Raw genomic sequence first — 17,436 nt, 5'->3', positions numbered from 1 at the left:
CAACTCGTCAATATGGCTTAGCTTTATTGGCTAATAAAACCTCACCAGACTTTATATCGACCACTTTTTAAACAACTTGAGGTATTTCCGCTCGTACTTGCTCAATCGTGAGCAAACTCTCGGATTTGAACACAAAATTCGTCATGTTCGGTGATAAAAGGCGCATGAGAGGACTGATTAAAAACAAACTGTTGGGTATGAGGCAACTGTTCACTTAAATCATTAGCTACTTTAATTGGCACCAACCCATCTAAACGGCCATAAAGACGCAACATTGGAACAGAAAGAGACGTCAACGCATCGCGCAGATCCACATCAGCAAGGATGTTTAGCCCAACCAACAGCGATTCAGGGTTTGGCTGAGGGCGCGATAGTACCGCTTGCTTGAGCTGTTTAACGTCTTTACGCGCTGATGGGCTGCCCATCGCTTGCAACGCCATAAAGCGCTCAATGGTCAGTGAGAAATCTTCTAGCAACTGAGAGGTGAACGCACTCAGTACATTCGGTTGAATGCCGCGCCACGGTTTTTCTGCGGCAAATTTAGGTGAGCTGGCAACCGTGATTAACTTGCTCACACGCTGCGGAGCATTAAGTGCAATGTGGGTTGCCACCAAGCCACCTAATGACCAGCCAAGCCAGACCGCTTTTTCTGGCGCGTCTTGCAGAACAAGGTCAGCAATTTTGGCTAAGTCTTCAGCGTGAGTTTCAGCACTGTGTCCGTACCCCGGGAGGTCGACCACATGCACTCGGAAATAAGGTTGAAGAGACTCGACCGTCTGCTGCCATACCGCACCATTCATGCCCCATCCATGAAGCAACACCAAATCTGGTCCTTGACCAAATGACTGCCAGTGTAATTTCGTGCTCATGCTCTCAATCTCTCCCACTTATTTTATTCCCTACGGCTTCAGCCAAGCGTTAGGCTGAGTAAAATATCACCATGAATAAACGCTATGTTATCTCATCACTGGCAAAACATCATGCATCGCGTATTGAGCAGTCAATGCGGCCTGTGTCGGTTCCCTATTCAAACACCAAGCCACACAAATACTCTGCGCTGGTGCGAGCACTGTTTAAAATACCTAACTCCGGTAAAACGATGTCAACGCTGCGGTTTATCATTACAGAAAGAAGAAATGAGTACGGATAGTATTTGTGGTGAATGTCTTTCAAAGCCACCGCCATGGCAAAGGCTATACACGTTAGGCGATTACGACTTTCCCCTTTCACGGGAAGTACAACGCTTTAAAGATCACGGAGAGTCTTGGCATGTAAAAGCATTAACCGAGCAACTGGCACAGCGCATCACCACGCCAGCTCCAATCATTACCAGTGTGCCATTGCACTGGCAGCGTTACCTGCGCCGGGGTTTTAATCAAAGTGATGTTTTAGCCCGACACCTCGCCAAGCAATTGCAGACTAATTTTGATGCGAAGGTCTTTCGTCGAGTAAAGCTCGCCCAATCACAGCGTGGTAATACCAAAACAAGCCGTGAACAAAACTTAAAAGGCGCGTTTATTCTCAATAAGCGCCCTCACTCTTCCCATGTTGCCATCGTCGATGATGTAGTCACCACAGGCAGTACCGTCCGACAATTATGTCATTTACTACTTGAAGTTGGCGTAGAAAGCATCGATATTTACTGCATCTGCAGAACACCTGCTCCTCGTTCTCTCTAGATCGCTTCGCCATGCCTTAGCATCAAAAAGACTAGACCCATACGTCAACAAGAGTAGAATAGCAGCAGTAACCTACAAATTTACTCGGGTATTCGTCGTGTCAAATATTACTATTACAGAAACTGCGCAAACGCATTTCGCTAACCTTTTAGGTCAACAACCTGAAGGTACTAACATTCGTATTTTCGTTGTGAACCCAGGTACACAAAACGCTGAGTGTGGCGTGTCTTACTGCCCACCAGAAGCAGTAGAATCGACCGACACTGAACTCTCTTACAGCGGTTTTTCAGCTTACGTGGATGAGCTGAGCCTTCCATTCCTTGAAGACGCTGAAATCGATTTTGTTACCGATAAAATGGGCTCTCAGCTAACGCTAAAAGCACCTAACGCTAAAATGCGTAAAGTTGCGGACGACGCACCACTGGTTGAGCGCGTTGAGTACGTTATCCAAACTCAAGTGAACCCACAACTTGCTGGCCACGGTGGTCACGTAAACTTGGTTGAGATCACTGAAGACGGTGTTGCGATTGTTGCATTTGGTGGCGGTTGTAATGGCTGTTCTATGGTTGACGTAACACTAAAAGAAGGCATCGAGAAAGAGCTGCTAAACCAGTTCATTGGTGAACTAACCGCAGTTCGTGATGCTACAGAACATGACCGTGGTGATCACTCTTACTACTAAGAGTAAACACTGTCAGAAAATGGGAGGCTTCGGTCTCCCATTTTTGTATCGATACTGAGGTGATGCTGAGATGCTTAGCTCGACTCGTAAAATCCGCTAGAAACTCAGGCGGAGTTCTCATATATTAAGAATCTTACGCATCTCGTAAACGCCAACGACACCAAGGAGCCAGCGTCATGCCGAAACGAACCCCACCAGAGATACTCTCATGCCAGACGGTTGCAAAATCCAAACTGTTTGCTGTGGAAGCGCTCGACCTTCGTTTTTCCAATGGTGAGCATCGTACTTATGAGCGTATGAAGCCAAGTGGACGAGATGCTGTAATGGTGGTTCCTGTAACAGAACAAGGCGATTTATTACTGGTGCGTGAATACGCCGCTGGAACTGAACGTTACGAGCTAGGTTTCCCAAAAGGGCTGATTGACCCAGGAGAAACACCACACCAAGCTGCGGATCGTGAGTTAAAAGAAGAAATCGGCTTTGGCTGTAATCAGTTAACCCCGTTGAAACAAGTTATCCTCGCGCCATCTTACTTTTCGAGCAAAATGACTCTATTTTTAGGACAGGCGCTTTATCCAGAGAAGCAAGAAGGCGATGAGCCTGAACCACTGGAAATTGTGCGTTGGCCACTTGCGCAAGCCGAAGAGTTATTAACTCACATGGATTTCTGTGAAGCACGAAGCATCACAGCGCTAATGTTGGCACTGAAACACTTACCAAACACCACTCACAAGCATAACCAATAACGGTCATTAGAACCGAATAACACTGTGAGTAAGGACTATCACTTATGCCAATGACAAAAGATCTATCTCACCTACTTCCTCAAGTCATCGAGATTGCCCGCAGTGCTGGGCAAATGATCCTCGAAATATATGAAAAGAAACAATACGAGGCCTACACCAAAAGTGACGAAACTCCCGTAACAAGTGCGGATATTGCAGCTCACAAGTTCATCACTGAACGCTTGAGTGATCTGACGCCTGACATTCCCGTGTTGTCAGAAGAAGACGCAGACATAAGCTTAGAGCAACGCGCTCAGTGGGAACGTTATTGGTTAGTCGACCCTCTTGATGGTACTCAAGAATTCATCGCTCGCAGTGGTGACTTTGCCACTATTATCGCGTTGGTCGACAACAATCGACCAACCATGGGCGTCGTTTACGGTCCTGTATCTGGCGTGACTTACTACGCTTATAATGGCAAAGGCGCCTGGAAAATTCCCGACATGTCGGACAGCGTCAAAATCCATACACACAAACACGAACAGCCAGAGCAAAGCATCGCAATTGCTATTAGTCGTCGCCAAGACATCAATCGTATTACTAACCGTATGAGCAGCGCCTGGAATTACGACTTAATACCGCTCGGTTCTGCGGCATTGAAAGCATGCCTCGTCGCGGAAGGGGCGGTAGATTGCTATCTCCGACTAGGTCCAACAGGTGAGTGGGACACCGCTGCGACACAATGCATTGTTGAAGAAGCTGGCGGGCGTATTCTCAGCACGCAATTAGAACCGCTGTCATATAACGAGCGGGAAACACTAGAAAACCCGAACTTTATTGTTCTTGGTGATGCGGATTTACCTTGGAATGAGATTTTACAACGCAAAGATTAAGCGCCCTATCGGTAAAATTTAGAGCACAAAATTCTAGCAATAGAAAGGCCACGAATATCTTCGTGGCCTTTTCTTTTTGACCTTCTGTACAGCACTTGGAGTATTTGGCCTACTATGTTCCAATTGCTTGCAAAGCTGAACAAAAGAAACAAATCGATTAAAAATCATGGCTTTAAACTTTCACTCATTCCCAATCAAGATCGAATGTACAGCGAATAGAGGTTTTAGCTTACGATGATCCAAAAGCAAAAAGAGCTGCACAATAGCAGCTCTTTTAAGATATTGGATTTTGTCACGATAGGTTAGAAGCGCCCTTGGTAATTAAACTCATATTGACCTTGAGCATTCGGCTTACCCAGCCATTTCAGTTGCTCCCCCATGCTGGATGGGAACTCTGCACCAGGTTTGAACCACGCTTTGGTTGAGTACCGTTGATTAGGCATCAGTTCAGCGGAAAACGCCGCAGAGACTTGTTTGCTGCTCTGCTCACCAGTTGCCGTCAATACACTATCCTGACAGTTTATATCGGCAATCACAGGACCGAGATCTAAGCTGCCAACGGGGCTTTGAATACCACTGGCATTCCATACTAAAGTGCCTTCACCGTTCTTACACCAAGGCACAGCATAAGTCGCATGACGAATATTCAGCTCAAGCTGCCCATCAACACCAACAGGCACAGGGAGGCGCGCTTGCTCAACAACTTTTACCGCTGGAATCGAGGCAACTAAGTTTTTGGCATAAGGGCCATCACTTAAGCTATAGCCGACAAAACCGCGCCCACGAACGTCCATTTCACTACCACGACCAAAGCGCACAGCAAACTCCGCTTTACCTGTCAGTAAACTCGACCATTGGAAATCCCAATTAACTTCTCCAAGGTTCTGACGCTGCCAACGAATACTAGAAGCTTGACCTTGCCATACCGAACCGTTGGCTCCTTGAATGTCCAGGCCTCTCACTGTTGGTGCTTGTTGTAACACCCAAGAGACTGGTAATCCCATTAAAAGACTGACTGAAAAAAAGACGATAAAGATAACAACGTAAAGTACTGCTCGCTTCACCTTAACCTCGCTTAAACTGAAGGCGGTTTACATCGATCATGCCCGCTTGCTCTGTTCGGTCGATATCTAAAAATTCGACTTCAATACCCTGTTGCTCTTTCAAGTAACGTAACCAATCCACTAGTTGATTAAACGCGAGTGGTTTGATCCACACTTGAACGCTCTCATTACGAGGTTGTACTCGAATCAACTCAACTTTATAACGACGAGCTGAAGAAGAAACCAACTGATTCAACGGTTGACTAGAGTAGCTCACACCGCTGCTTTTTCGCAGTGCAGTGATGCCATCCGCTTTATCTTGTACCCAAGCTAGCAACTGCTTTTCACTTTGAATACGTGACTGAGCTAGCTCCGCACGTTGACTCATTGGCTGTAATAAACCCCAATAAATAATACCGATAACGGCAATAGCGCCACATCCCATGACCAAACGCTGCTCACGCTGCGAGATGCTGCTCCACCAAACCTGAGCTTGAGAAATTAAATTTTTCATCATCACCTCACAAACGCTTCAAAACAAAGCTGCCAACCACAACGTTATCGCTACGGTTCAACTGACCTTGCTCAACATTAAACTTCTCTGCCAATTTCACACGAGCCTGCTCAAAAGGTTGGAAGTCTGAACTACGAGCCTGAATACGTACTTCGCCACGTTGTCCGTCGTATTTAAAGCTAGTGATCTCCAAGTCGCTGACCTGACCAAGCGTCGCGGGTAATGCCGCCAACCATGACAACATTGCCTGCTGACCACTTCCACCAGATAAGCGGCGCTCTTCATCATCCATTTGTCGTTTGAGGTAACTAACGGTAGGAATGCGTCGTTTATTTGGGAACACTTGGCGGAAAATACGCTCACTCTCCTCACGATACGCTTGAGCTTGTGCTTCGTACTTATGGACCACGAGCAACTGCTGCGCAACCATGACAACGATAAGCACCCCCGCAGCAATGGTGGCTTTTTGCCAGAGCTTCCAGTATTTACCCCAAGAAGATTTCGGCTTGAAGCTCCCAGTCAGCAAATTGACTTTGCTTTCTGTCACCCCCTTCGCCAGTAAAGCCATCGTCATTTCTTCTGGTTGCGGATCCCATATTTCAGGTAACGCAGATTCCGGGACCGAGCTAAAGCAATCGAGCTTCCAACCTTCATGATTTTGTAGATAAGAAGAGAGGTAAAGGTCTAACCAAGAAGCGTCGACAACCGCGCCCTCTGTCGCAGAGTGACGAATTAGCCATTGCTCGCCAATCATTGCAGCACTGCTGTGATCTCCACGAACCGGTAACGCAAGCACATCGGGTAAAATGCGTTTAATGGCGATACCTTGGCTTGAGAAACGTTGCAGTACAGTCTGAATCCAAGCACGTTCAACTGCGCAAATCTGCGCTTTATCCGCTTGTTTACCCAACACGCTAAAGTGCAGGCCATCAACGTCCTGAGCAACTTCGTCTTCCACTAAGTACGGTAACATCGCCTCGAATTGGCGTGTTGCACCAGGTGGTATATCCACTTGCGTCAGGACCACATCATTACTCGCCAACAGCGCCACAACTTGGCGCTGACCAGCATATGAGACCAATTCATCTAAGTGTTCCCACCCGGCGATTTCACCGCTAGCAATCACTTCCTGTTGATCTGTCGACCACACCACCCAAGGAATGGTACTTTGTTGTTCGCTACTCAGCCGAACGGTCAGAAACTCGCTCACTGATCCCTCCAAAACGACGGCGAACTACGGTCACCGTTTCTCTATTTGTACTTTGCAAAAGGCTTCGGATACGTACACGTGATTCATCCACCAACACTTGTGCATCCAATTCAAAAAAGGCGCTATCTACACCCAAATAGCCTTTGGCGTTTTTCTTTACATCTTCACTTAAGCCAGCCATTTCTGACTCTGCTAAAAATTCATCAATGCTATCCCACCCATCAAATGGGCGTTTTTCAATTAGCTGAATCGCATCACTACTGCTTAAGTTTGGTGAGAACATTGCCACCAAAATCGGAGCTTGCTCAACATCAATCGTATTCACGTTTAAACGCCAGTCATCACTTGGCAATGCACAGACCAACGGCTCCAATTTTTGGAAAATTTCACCACTCACCTGATAGACAGCCCGTAACTCGGAAGCATCTGCCATCCAACCATTTGATGCCAAATAGGAAGGTTTCATCGCTTCATATGTGCTGTCTTCAACCCCAGTAGTCGAACGGACAGAGTCATCAGCATCAATGTATTCCCAAGTAGAGTCTGCAATGATTTCTGCTTGATATGGCTCGACATCCAACTCTTCTAATAGGCGCTGCAATACATTCACTAAATATGGTCTTGTAATTTGCTGACCCGTTGGTTGCACACGACTCAATACATTTAGATTAAAGCACGCTTGCTTGTCTCTAATTCGTCCCGCCGCTTGACCATAATCTAACGGATAGACTTGCTCTTTTATCGCCCACGGTTGACTCATATTAATCGTGTCGGTGTCTTTATAACTTTGCTCGATACCCACTTTTGCTAGCGCCTCGACGCCAAGGCTGTACCAATACGCTTGCTGGTAATTGATTTGATTAGCACCTCGCTGAAACTGCAAGAACAAACGTTCTGACATACTGGCAGCAACCGTCGCCATAATCGCCAGCAACATCAACACTATAATCAAAGCAACACCGCGCTGACGGTTAACCATTATTGCTGTCTCCTGAACTTTCCTCTTTCTGACTCAATGTGCCATCAGGAGTGAGATAAGTGCGGACAATTTCTCCATAGTCTTTGAGAGTGAGAACAACAGAAACCGCTTTCGGCAGCGCTTTTTCTTCAGCCCACTCTTTTTTCCATTGCTTACCATCATAGAAACGCATATCAAATGACTCGACCTGCGTTAGCAATGGAGTAACAGTGCCTTGTTGCCCAACCGGCGTATCAGGGTAGCGCCACCATACTCGCTGCAGTGTTTCTTCTTTTAAGCGATAGCCAACCTTGGTTACTTCTCCACGAGGGAACTGCTGCTGAGGGTTGTGCCAACCTAAACGGGCAAACATCAGCCCTTTAGTATCGGAGTCCAACAGGTAATCGGACCAAAAAATTAGCCGGCTAGCAGGCTCTTCACCATTAGTACGTGTTTGACGCATCGCCATTTGACGAAAATCGTTATCCATCATCACCATGGCACGCTGAATTTCGTTTAAGCGTTGGGTTCGTTCTTGTGATAGCGCATTGCTACGCTGTACTTGCGATACCACTTGGTACGCTGCGACACTTAAACTGGCAAAGATGGCAATCGATACCAACACTTCAATAAGTGTAAAACCTTTTACCCTTTGGCGCGTGTTTGCGCGGGGATGATTATTGCGCCACATAGCTTCGTACCGTTACTACAGGGCTCGCGCTTTTCTCTACCGAGACGCTTACATCAAATGCTTTCAGCAATGGCTGCGTCGTGGCGACTGGCGTGACTTTCCAGAACCAAGTGCGTCCTGCCAGCTCTTCTGTGCCGTTTTTCGCTTTGAGTTCTCCGGTATTCAACATCACATTTGCCATCTGATTATCCACAACCATGGCTGCAAACATTTTTTCTTCTAGATAACTGATTGTATTAATATGCTGGCTCACAGAGCGAATGACACTGATGGCAGCGGTGGCGAAAATGGCCAGTGCGACCAATACTTCCAGTAAGGTCATGCCTCTCGTCCGGCGATGACTCAAATTGGGGCGAGCTTGCTTAAAATTGCGCATTCTCATCCTCTTTCACTTCTTCGCCCGGAGCTAATAACAAAATTTGTCCACTTTCTTTGCCAATGACTCGCCAACCGTCATTAAAGGCATCACCATTTTGCGGAAAAAAAGATAGGGTAAATGGCGTGACTTCGGCGCTGGAAAAGATAAACACTTGCGGTGGCTCAATTTTCTTTTCGTCCTCTTCTTCTGCGAACATGTCTTCATCAAAAAGAGAACCTGGTTTGAATAAGCGCTCATCATTATCCCAAGCACCACCGCCGAGTTCGAGTTGTAGCGTAATATCTTCTTCTAGCTTGGTTTTGCTCGGAATCTGCTTTAATTTCAGAGGCTGCCAACCTTCTGAGGTTAAACTCAGTAGAGCGTAGGTCGATTTGGCATCATCCACTCGAACGCCAAAATCTTTACCGCTCAGCACCGCTTCTTCATTGAGCAGCTGTAAACGCTGAAAAAAGCTTTGAGCATACTGTTTGGAAAGATCTTTTTGGCTAGTCGGTAACGTCGAGATCACGGCCACAGCCGTAAGAGATAGCAAAACCAGCACCAATAGAATTTCTATCAATGTAAAACCGTTATGTTTTCGCATTTGTTTCATTAGTGCTGGCTTAGGCTCAATTATTGGAAGTCTTGCATGTTCCAGTTGCCAATATCTGCAGCTGGACCTTCTCCACCCTCTTGGCCATCTGCGCCTAGAGTGAAGATATCGATTGTACCGTTATCACCTGGGCTTAAGTATTGGTACTGGTTGCCCCAAGGGTCATTAGGAAGACGTTTGATGTAACCACCATCACGGTAGTTGCGTGGCTCTGGGTTAGATGGCTTGCTAACCAATGCTTCTAGACCTTGGTCCGTTGTTGGGTAAACGCTGTTGTCCAACTTGTACATATCTAAGGCATTTTCCAACGCGACAATGTCCGTAATCGCTTTTTGTTGGTCTGCCTTCTCTTTGTTACCCAATAGGTTTGGAACAACAAAACTTGCCAAAATACCCAGGATAACTACAACAACCATCACTTCTAAAAGTGTAAAACCCTGTTGTTTACTACGCTTAAACTTCATTTTTTTCTCCGAAAGTTAGATTAAAGCCATGCCGTTAGTAGACACGTCTTAATTCGAAATTATCCGCTCATCAAGTTATTCATTTCTAGCATTGGCATCAAGGTCGCCATCACAATGAACAACACTAATCCAGCCATTAATGCAATCAGCGCAGGAGTAAACACACCCAGAGCAATATTGACTGTTGATTCAAAGTTTTGATCTTGGTTATCGGCTGCCCGCGTCAACATGCTCTCTAATTCACCACTTTGCTCACCACTGGCGATCATGTGTAGCATCATTGGTGGAAACAAGCGAGTTTGGTCCAACGCCTTACGCAAACTAGCGCCCTCTCGGACGTTATCCGCTGCAAGCAAGACTTGCTGCTTCACATAACGGTTAGACATAACATCTACCGCAACGCGCATACCCTCGAGAATTGGAATCGCACTGGAAGTACAGATCGAAAGTGTTCGTGCGAATCGTGCGGTATTCAAACCTCGAGAGATCTTACCTATTAGCGGTAAGCTCAAGATTTTTCTGTCCCAAGCTAAGCGAAAGTCTGGCTTTTGCAACGCCAGTTTGAGGCCATAGAAAAGCGCCACCAGCACAACGAAAATAATCAGCCCCCAATCTTGCACAAACTCACTGGCTGCCAGTAAAAATTGCGTCGATTGAGGTAACTCTTGGCCCATCTGAATGATGGGTTCAATGATTTTAGGAACCACTGTCGCCAATAAGAACGAAACGATGACAACCGCGAATACCACCAAAACTACAGGATAAATCATGGCTTGAAGCAATTTAGATCGCATCTTTTGGCGGTTTTCGACATAGTCTGCCAAACGCTCTAATACGGTATCGAGGTGACCTGATTTTTCGCCCGCCGCAACCATAGAGCGGTACAGTTCATCAAACACGTGTGGGTAATCAGCAAAACTGTCGGCGAGCGGATAACCCTCGGTTACTTTCGAGCGAACCGCAGCCAGCATAGAACGAATTCTCGGCTTTTCAGCCTGCTCAGAGACCGCGCGCAAACATTCTTCCAGAGGCATGCCTGATTGGACTAACGTGGACAATTGACGTGTGATTAGTGCCAGCTCAGATGTTGAGATGCCGCGCTTAAAGCTGACTGAGCCTGAAGACTTAGCCGATTTAGCTTTCGTCTCCACCACTTCAATCGGGATCATCCCTTGCTCTTTGAGTCGCTGGCGCACTTGTCGGGCGTTGTCCCCTTCTATCGTGCCTTTTTTATGCTTGCCTTTTGCATCTAGCGCTTTGTACTCAAATGCCGCCATTAGGTTTCCTTCGTCACTCGCATCACTTCTTCAAGTGACGTAATACCACGACGTACTTTGCTTAGACCATCACTGCGAATACTTGGCGTATGGGCGCGAACGGCTCTCTCAATTTCTTGCTCACCAGACTCTCGGTGAATCAATTCTTGCACTTGCTCATCGACCATAATGAGCTCGTGGATACCTGTTCGACCTCGGTAACCTTTTTGGTTACACGCTTCGCAGCCTTTAGCACGGTGTAGCTCTAGTGGTTCATGCGCTTCCATACCAAACAGTTTCTTCTGTTCAGCATCGGCTTCATACGGCTCTTTACAGCTTGGACAAAGCGTTCGAACTAAGCGCTGCGCTAGCACCCCTAATAACGAAGAAGAAATAAGGAATGGCTCAATACCCATATCACGTAGACGCGTAATCGCACCCACTGCGGTGTTGGTGTGGAGAGTAGACATTACCAAGTGACCCGTTAAGGACGCTTGCACTGCAATTTGTGCGGTTTCTAAGTCACGGATCTCACCGACCATCACCACATCCGGGTCCTGACGCAGAATGGCACGCAAGCCGCGCGCAAACGTCATGTCGACCTTTGGGTTCACCTGAGTTTGACCGATGCCATCAATATCAAATTCGATCGGGTCTTCAACCGTTAGAATGTTGCGTTCGTTGCTATTGATCTCTTGCAAGCCAGCGTACAAGGTGGTGGATTTACCAGAACCTGTCGGGCCCGTCACCAAGATGATACCGTGAGGGCGGCCAATCAAGTGACGGAAGTTGTCATGCACTGAAGGGGTCATGCCCAAACTATGTAAATCAAGACGAGTCGCGTTTTTATCCAACAGACGCATTACCACGCGCTCCCCATGAGAGGACGGCATCGTCGATACACGCACGTCCACCGCACGACCACCGATACGCAACGAAATACGGCCATCTTGAGGCACACGCTTTTCTGCGATATCTAGTTTAGCCATAACCTTCACACGAGAAACCAGCAAAGGCGCTAGCTTACGACTTGGGGTCAGAACTTCACGCAATACGCCATCGACACGGAAACGAATCGAAAGGGTTTTCTCGAACGTCTCAATATGAATATCCGACGCACCTTCTTTGATCGCTTCGCCCAACATGGCGTTGATCAATTTGATGATTGGCGCATCGTCTTCCGATTCTAATAAGTCTTCATCATGCGGCAGTTCTTCAGCCAAAGAGAAGAAATCATCGCTATCAGCACCAATATCTTCCATCAACTGACGCGCTTCAGACGAGTCGCGTTGATATGCTTCAGTCAGCTTTTTATCAAAGGCTTCTTTATCGATAGGTTGCGGTACGAAGCTTTTCTTTAATACACGACGGACTTCAACCAGAGCCGCAGGGTTAAGCGGCTCGACATAGTAAAGAATAGGTGGACGCTCAGGATGCTCTGTCTCCAGCACCAGTTTAAAGCGGTTGGCAAAACTGAATGGCAGACGACGCATACTTGGCGCTGTGTCTAACATATCAACCATTAGTTGTTTTCCATTTGATCAATAAACGCTTGAATCTCTGTTGGGTGCTGACGCTCCTGGCCAAAGGCAGGCATAACCGGGATCTTCTCGTCAGCCATCAACTTCAAACCTTGATCCGCTTTGTAAAGCTGTTCTGCGCGAATAAAGTTGTATTTACGCTGCGTAATACCGTCGGCCGTCACACCATCGCGAATAATCGTCGGCTTGATGAACACCATCAAGTTACGTTTTTCTGTTTGCGTGCTAGTTGACTTGAACAGATGGCCAAGTACCGGAATGTCACCCAATAGCGGCACTTTAGACTCACTTTCAAGTGCGCGTTCATCGACCAAACCACCAAGAACCAACATCTGACCATCTTGGATCATGACAGAGGTGTTTAACTGTCGTTTAGCAAAGCGAACGTCAACCGCACCGTTTGCGCCTAATACGTTGGAAACTTCTTGTTCAATGTTTAACTGTACAGAGTCACCTTCGTTAATTTGTGGCACTACTTTGAGTTTGATACCGACTTCTTTACGGTCAACCGTTTGGAATGGGTTGTCGTTGTTTGAGCCAGCCGTAGAGCCCGTAATAACCGGAACCTCTTCACCCACAATAAATGATGCTTCGCCATTATCCATTACGGTAATACTCGGAGAAGATAGAATGTTTGAGTTGGAGTCAGAAGCAACAGCACTAATTAGCGCTGTCCAGTCACCCATGACAATACTCATTGCCGCACCATTTACTCCGCTAAGTGCTGACGCTAGCGTAGAGTAGTCACCTGATTCAGTAACATCATATGGCGTTCGTTCGCCATTAGAGTTGGTATAGTATTCAGTTCGGGTTTGATCTTTTGCTTCTTCTAGACCAACCATCACCTGACCAATCGGGGCTCCTGAGTTACCGTACTGAATTACAGCACCCGTTTCTAACGAACCCCACTGAACACCTAGGTTAATACCATCACCTTCAGACATTTCGACAATTAACGCTTCAATAAGAACCTGAGCACGACGAATATCGAGTTGAGAAATGACGTCTTGTAATGCCATCATAATATCTGGCGGCGCTGTTAAAACTAACGAGTTAGTTGCAGCGTGAGCAGCAATGACGACCTCACCACGCGATGCACCTGATGTTTTCTGACCGGCTTGCTTTTCAGCTTGCAGGTTATCGGAAACACCTTTCAATACATCCACCAAGTCTTCAGCTTTCGCATTTTTCAGGTACACAACTCGGTTGTTACCTTTTGTCGCCATTTCAACATCAAGTTGACGAATCAAACGTTTCAAGCGGGCTCTTACTTTTGGATCACCAGAAATTAAAATCGCGTTAGTACGTTCATCGGCCACAATTTTAGGTTCAAGGAACTCTGGCGTGCTTTTCTGATTCGCACTTTTATTCAGTGCTTCGACAATGCGTACCATTTCAGCAGCAGATGCATTACGCAGCTCCACCAATTCAATTTCTTTATCACCGGCTTGGTCAACACGCTTGATGATCTCTGCTAAGCGATTCACTACTGCCGCACGACCAGTAATCAAGATAATATTCGCTGGATCATAATGAACCACGTTACCGGCACCGGCATTATCAATCAGTTGACGAAGTAGAGGAGACAACTCTCGAACCGACACATTACGCACCGCGACAACTCGAGTGATAACACTATCGCCTTGCGCGCTGCCATCACCTAACACAGGGATTGCTGAGGTTTTTGAGTCTTTTGCTTTGATAACCTTAAGTACCCCATTGTCCATTTCTACGACTGCGTAACCGTATACTTCAAGGACATTAAGGAAAAAGCTGTAGTATTGCTCTTCGTTAAGAACGTCATAGCTGCGGACATCGATTTTACCGCGTACTGAAGGATCAACAATGATGGTCTTTTCGAGGTTACGACCCACTATGTTGATGAATTCTTGAATATCAGTGCCTTTAAAGCTCGCACTAAATTCGTTTGCCATTGCACCTGGTACGCAGAGTAAACTTCCTGCTAGTAGCCAAGCACTTTTGCTGAACCAATGTTTCACGTATGTCTCCCTGAACTTACGCCGGTTGCCTAAGTCTTACAATTGGATATAGATATCGTACTGTTGGCCGTCTCGCTCAACAGTTAAATTTAATTCTTGCGGATCGCTCATCACTTGCATCAGTTGTACTGAAGAAGACGGGTCACTTAAATCGATCCCGTTCAGTTGAACCGCAATATCGCCAGGTTGTAGTCCTACATCATTAAATAATGCGGCATCACGACCAGGTGATACTCGATAACCAACAATGTCTCCGTCTTTTTTGACGGGTGAAATGGTGATGTATTTAAAAACGCTTTGTGGATCTTTCGCAATTTCCTCGCGGATTTGCTCTAATTTCTCTCCAACGTCAGACGTCGCTGCTTCTGCTCGCTGAGCTTGCGCCCTAGCTACCTGCGGCGATTCAGATAGCTTCTTATATTCTATACCTTCCATCATTAAGGTCTCGTCTCGACCTTGGTTATCAATGATGACGCGATCCACCAATACCGCTTTTAGTGTCGCACGTGTCCCTTCGATTTCTTCACCCAAACCGTACGTAGCTTGCTTACCTCGGTTAGCAATAACAGCAAGGCTGGTGTTGGCATCACTACTTGCAACCGCACCGACCAGCGTAAGGTTAAGGCGCGTCTTAGGGGCGTCTTTAACAATAGGCTGTTCTACAACCGCCGCTTTTTGCTCAGTGTATTTACCGAATAGGTTGGCATTCTGAAGGGCATTAAAATCTATCGCGTCGCCTTTATTGCTCGCAGCAACGCTACTCGCCGATGGACGCCATTGCGGCACTTCCGACGATTGAGGTATGGCTAACCACACAATTTTGCCAAGTATCCATCCGGTTATCGCAATAAACAGACAGGTAAGCAACAAGCTAAGTTTGGCTTGAATGGTATAATGATTGGACTTGATCTGAGCCAGTAGCGGTCTGCTTGATAATCCTGCACTTAGCTCTAAACGTTTCACTGAATGGATTCCTTTATTCTAACGTCCGTCATTTAAGCTATAACGATAGCTATCGACTTTAAATTGCTAAATTTGCAATAAAATTATTACTCAACAAAGAGCAGTGAACTATATCACAAGTTGTCTTTCATACCTTTTTCTTATGCAGTTTTTGCCAACTCCCTTGAAAAAAATACGCCTTGACTCCATCTGTAGGTGAATAATCCATCACTCATTGCTGTATTCGGGCAGTGATTAGATAGCGTAGTGTTCTATGAGTTCCCTAAATGAAGCCGTTAGGCTAGATAAATGGCTATGGGCCGCAAGATTTTACAAAACCCGCTCCATCGCGCGTAACATGGTCGATGGCGGTAAAGTCCACTATAATGGCCAACGAAGCAAGCCGAGTAAAATCGTTGAAGTGGGCGCTGAAGTCAGACTTCGTCAAGGCAACGAAGAAAAAATCGTGATCATCGAACAAATCTCAGATCAACGCCGAGGCGCTCCCATCGCACAAACCTTATATCGCGAAACCAATGAGAGTATCGCGAAACGTGAGGAACACGCGACTCAACGTAAGCTTAATGCCCACAACCCAAGTCCGGAACGCCGCCCAGATAAAAAGCAGCGCCGAGACATCATTAAGTTCAAACACCAATAAAAGCCGGAATTACCAACGAGGAAAGCACTCCATGGCAAATAATGTTTTAAACCGCTACCTATTCGAAGATCTTTCAGTACGTGGCGAGTTGGTACAATTGGATGAAGCGTACCAACGTGTTATCTCCAGCAAGGAATATCCGGCAGCAATAGAGAAACTGCTGGGTGAGCTACTCGTTTCAACTACTCTTTTAACTGCCACTCTTAAGTTCGAAGGTTCGATCACCATCCAGCTACAAGGCGACGGTCCTGTGTCTCTTGCCGTTATCAACGGTGACCATAACCAACGTGTTCGTGGCGTAGCTCGCTGGGAAGGCGATATTGCCGATGACGCAAACATTCACGATCTAATGGGTAAGGGCTACCTTGTGATCACCATCGAACCGAAAAACGGCGAGCGTTACCAAGGCGTCGTTGGATTAGAAGGTGACACTTTAGCAGAAGTGCTAGAAGGCTACTTTGCAAACTCAGAGCAGTTAAAAACGCGCCTATGGATCCGCACTGGTGAGCATGAAGGCAAAGCACACGCAGCAGGTATGTTGATTCAAGTGATCCCTGACGGCACTGGCTCTCCAGATGATTTCGAACATCTAGAGCAGCTCACTGACACAGTAAAAGATGAAGAATTGTTTGGTTTAGAAGCGAACGAGTTATTGTATCGACTATATAACCAAGACAAAGTACGTCTGTACGAGCCGCAACCTGTCGAGTTCCATTGTGGCTGTTCTCGTGAGCGTAGCGGTGCAGCAATCATCACCGTTGAGAAAGCTGAAATTTATGACATTTTGGCAGAAGTTGGATCAGTTTCTTTACATTGTGATTACTGTGGCACAACTTATACGTTCGACGAATCTGAAGTCACTGAACTGTATGCACAAGCTTCTACGGACAAGAAAACCCTGCATTAATTTACATAGCTTATCAAGCACGTAATTTACCCTACAAAAGGCCAGCTTAATGCTGGCCTTTTTGTGATCAACCCCTCGTAATAACTAGCCTCAAGCGTAATAAAACAACTGCTTAATTTTAAACAATTAATAATGATTTTGCCCTAGCGCAAAGGATTGCGTGCACGATAGACTATTCCCACCAATATGTGACGGGTTACCTAAAACCTTATTGAAATCATGGGTAAATTTTGAGCTATCTCCCTGTTTTCTCCCCGCCCCGTTGCTAGCATGGTGAGCAGATTAAAATTAAAACATTC

At 46.4% G+C, this 17,436-nt stretch carries 19 protein-coding genes; 6 read left to right on the top strand and 13 right to left on the bottom strand.

What is annotated here, in order from left to right:
* Positions 1 to 101 precede the first annotated feature (101 nt).
* A complete protein-coding gene (bioH, locus tag R7E00_RS10805) occupies positions 102 to 869 on the bottom strand; it encodes a pimeloyl-ACP methyl ester esterase BioH (protein ID WP_182015998.1) in 768 nt (255 codons plus the stop codon).
* An 84-nt stretch (positions 870 to 953) separates the two neighbouring features.
* On the opposite strand from bioH, the gene R7E00_RS10800 reads away from it, so the two are divergent.
* The 4 genes from R7E00_RS10800 to cysQ all read left to right on the top strand — a co-directional run bounded on the left by R7E00_RS10800 (position 954) and on the right by cysQ (position 3,979).
* On the top strand, positions 954 to 1,679 hold the full coding sequence (locus R7E00_RS10800) for an amidophosphoribosyltransferase (RefSeq protein ID WP_054729114.1): 726 nt from the start codon (positions 954 to 956) through the stop codon (positions 1,677 to 1,679).
* Between the two features lie 97 nt (positions 1,680 to 1,776).
* Positions 1,777 to 2,361, top strand: coding sequence for a Fe-S biogenesis protein NfuA (gene nfuA, locus R7E00_RS10795; protein ID WP_005379313.1), 585 nt, complete (start codon positions 1,777 to 1,779; stop codon positions 2,359 to 2,361).
* Positions 2,362 to 2,537: 176 nt separating this feature from the next.
* Entirely contained in the window at positions 2,538 to 3,107 is a 570-nt protein-coding gene (nudE, locus tag R7E00_RS10790) for an ADP compounds hydrolase NudE (RefSeq protein WP_005379309.1), read from the top strand.
* Between the two features lie 44 nt (positions 3,108 to 3,151).
* Positions 3,152 to 3,979, top strand: coding sequence for a 3'(2'),5'-bisphosphate nucleotidase CysQ (gene cysQ, locus R7E00_RS10785; protein WP_005379308.1), 828 nt, complete (start codon positions 3,152 to 3,154; stop codon positions 3,977 to 3,979).
* A 302-nt stretch (positions 3,980 to 4,281) separates the two neighbouring features.
* On the opposite strand, the gene R7E00_RS10780 is transcribed toward cysQ, so the two are convergent.
* The 12 genes from R7E00_RS10780 to gspC are packed head-to-tail and all read right to left on the bottom strand — an operon-like array spanning position 4,282 to position 15,590.
* Positions 4,282 to 5,043, bottom strand: coding sequence for a type II secretion system protein N (locus R7E00_RS10780; protein ID WP_033905913.1), 762 nt, complete (start codon positions 5,041 to 5,043; stop codon positions 4,282 to 4,284).
* 1 nt (position 5,044) lies between these two features.
* Positions 5,045 to 5,536 carry a type II secretion system protein M gene (locus tag R7E00_RS10775; RefSeq protein WP_005383002.1) on the bottom strand — a complete coding sequence of 164 codons (492 nt, stop codon included), beginning with the start codon at positions 5,534 to 5,536 and terminating at the stop codon, positions 5,045 to 5,047.
* A 7-nt stretch (positions 5,537 to 5,543) separates the two neighbouring features.
* A complete protein-coding gene (gene gspL, locus R7E00_RS10770; protein WP_033905912.1) occupies positions 5,544 to 6,746 on the bottom strand; it encodes a type II secretion system protein GspL in 1,203 nt (400 codons plus the stop codon).
* Positions 6,715 to 7,725: a type II secretion system minor pseudopilin GspK gene (gene gspK, locus R7E00_RS10765; RefSeq protein WP_005379302.1), complete on the bottom strand. Its 1,011-nt coding sequence runs from the start codon at positions 7,723 to 7,725 to the stop codon at positions 6,715 to 6,717. The genes gspL and gspK overlap by 32 nt, the downstream gene beginning before the upstream one ends.
* Entirely contained in the window at positions 7,718 to 8,395 is a 678-nt protein-coding gene (gspJ, locus tag R7E00_RS10760; protein WP_005382998.1) for a type II secretion system minor pseudopilin GspJ, read from the bottom strand. Before gspJ ends, gspK begins: the two co-directional genes overlap by 8 nt.
* A complete protein-coding gene (gene gspI, locus R7E00_RS10755; RefSeq protein ID WP_017635009.1) occupies positions 8,382 to 8,771 on the bottom strand; it encodes a type II secretion system minor pseudopilin GspI in 390 nt (129 codons plus the stop codon). Before gspI ends, gspJ begins: the two co-directional genes overlap by 14 nt.
* Positions 8,758 to 9,357 carry a prepilin-type N-terminal cleavage/methylation domain-containing protein gene (locus tag R7E00_RS10750; RefSeq protein WP_017635010.1) on the bottom strand — a complete coding sequence of 200 codons (600 nt, stop codon included), beginning with the start codon at positions 9,355 to 9,357 and terminating at the stop codon, positions 8,758 to 8,760. The genes gspI and R7E00_RS10750 overlap by 14 nt, the downstream gene beginning before the upstream one ends.
* A gap of 29 nt (positions 9,358 to 9,386) precedes the next feature.
* A complete protein-coding gene (gene gspG / locus R7E00_RS10745) occupies positions 9,387 to 9,830 on the bottom strand; it encodes a type II secretion system major pseudopilin GspG (protein ID WP_005379298.1) in 444 nt (147 codons plus the stop codon).
* A gap of 59 nt (positions 9,831 to 9,889) precedes the next feature.
* On the bottom strand, positions 9,890 to 11,107 hold the full coding sequence (gene gspF, locus R7E00_RS10740; protein ID WP_005382993.1) for a type II secretion system inner membrane protein GspF: 1,218 nt from the start codon (positions 11,105 to 11,107) through the stop codon (positions 9,890 to 9,892).
* Positions 11,107 to 12,609 carry a type II secretion system ATPase GspE gene (gene gspE / locus R7E00_RS10735; RefSeq protein WP_005379296.1) on the bottom strand — a complete coding sequence of 501 codons (1,503 nt, stop codon included), beginning with the start codon at positions 12,607 to 12,609 and terminating at the stop codon, positions 11,107 to 11,109. Before gspE ends, gspF begins: the two co-directional genes overlap by 1 nt.
* The gene (gene gspD / locus R7E00_RS10730) at positions 12,609 to 14,627 is read right to left on the bottom strand and encodes a type II secretion system secretin GspD (RefSeq protein WP_005379295.1); all 2,019 of its coding nucleotides are present in this window, start codon (positions 14,625 to 14,627) and stop codon (positions 12,609 to 12,611) included. The genes gspE and gspD overlap by 1 nt, the downstream gene beginning before the upstream one ends.
* A gap of 36 nt (positions 14,628 to 14,663) precedes the next feature.
* A complete protein-coding gene (gene gspC / locus R7E00_RS10725) occupies positions 14,664 to 15,590 on the bottom strand; it encodes a type II secretion system protein GspC (protein ID WP_005379294.1) in 927 nt (308 codons plus the stop codon).
* Positions 15,591 to 15,843: 253 nt separating this feature from the next.
* Here gspC and hslR point away from each other — a divergent pair, with 253 nt between their 5' ends.
* Both hslR and hslO read left to right on the top strand, forming a co-directional pair.
* The gene (gene hslR / locus R7E00_RS10720; protein WP_005379292.1) at positions 15,844 to 16,230 is read left to right on the top strand and encodes a ribosome-associated heat shock protein Hsp15; all 387 of its coding nucleotides are present in this window, start codon (positions 15,844 to 15,846) and stop codon (positions 16,228 to 16,230) included.
* A 31-nt stretch (positions 16,231 to 16,261) separates the two neighbouring features.
* Positions 16,262 to 17,137, top strand: a complete 876-nt coding sequence (hslO, locus tag R7E00_RS10715; protein WP_031780788.1) for an Hsp33 family molecular chaperone HslO — start codon at positions 16,262 to 16,264, stop codon at positions 17,135 to 17,137.
* Positions 17,138 to 17,436: the final 299 nt, after the last annotated feature.

This window comes from Vibrio sp. Vb1755 (assembly GCF_033338635.1).
GTDB classification, from domain to species: domain Bacteria; phylum Pseudomonadota; class Gammaproteobacteria; order Enterobacterales; family Vibrionaceae; genus Vibrio; species Vibrio alginolyticus.
The sequence above is the reverse complement of the archived record's forward strand: the minus strand, read 5'-3'. Positions and strand labels throughout refer to the sequence as shown.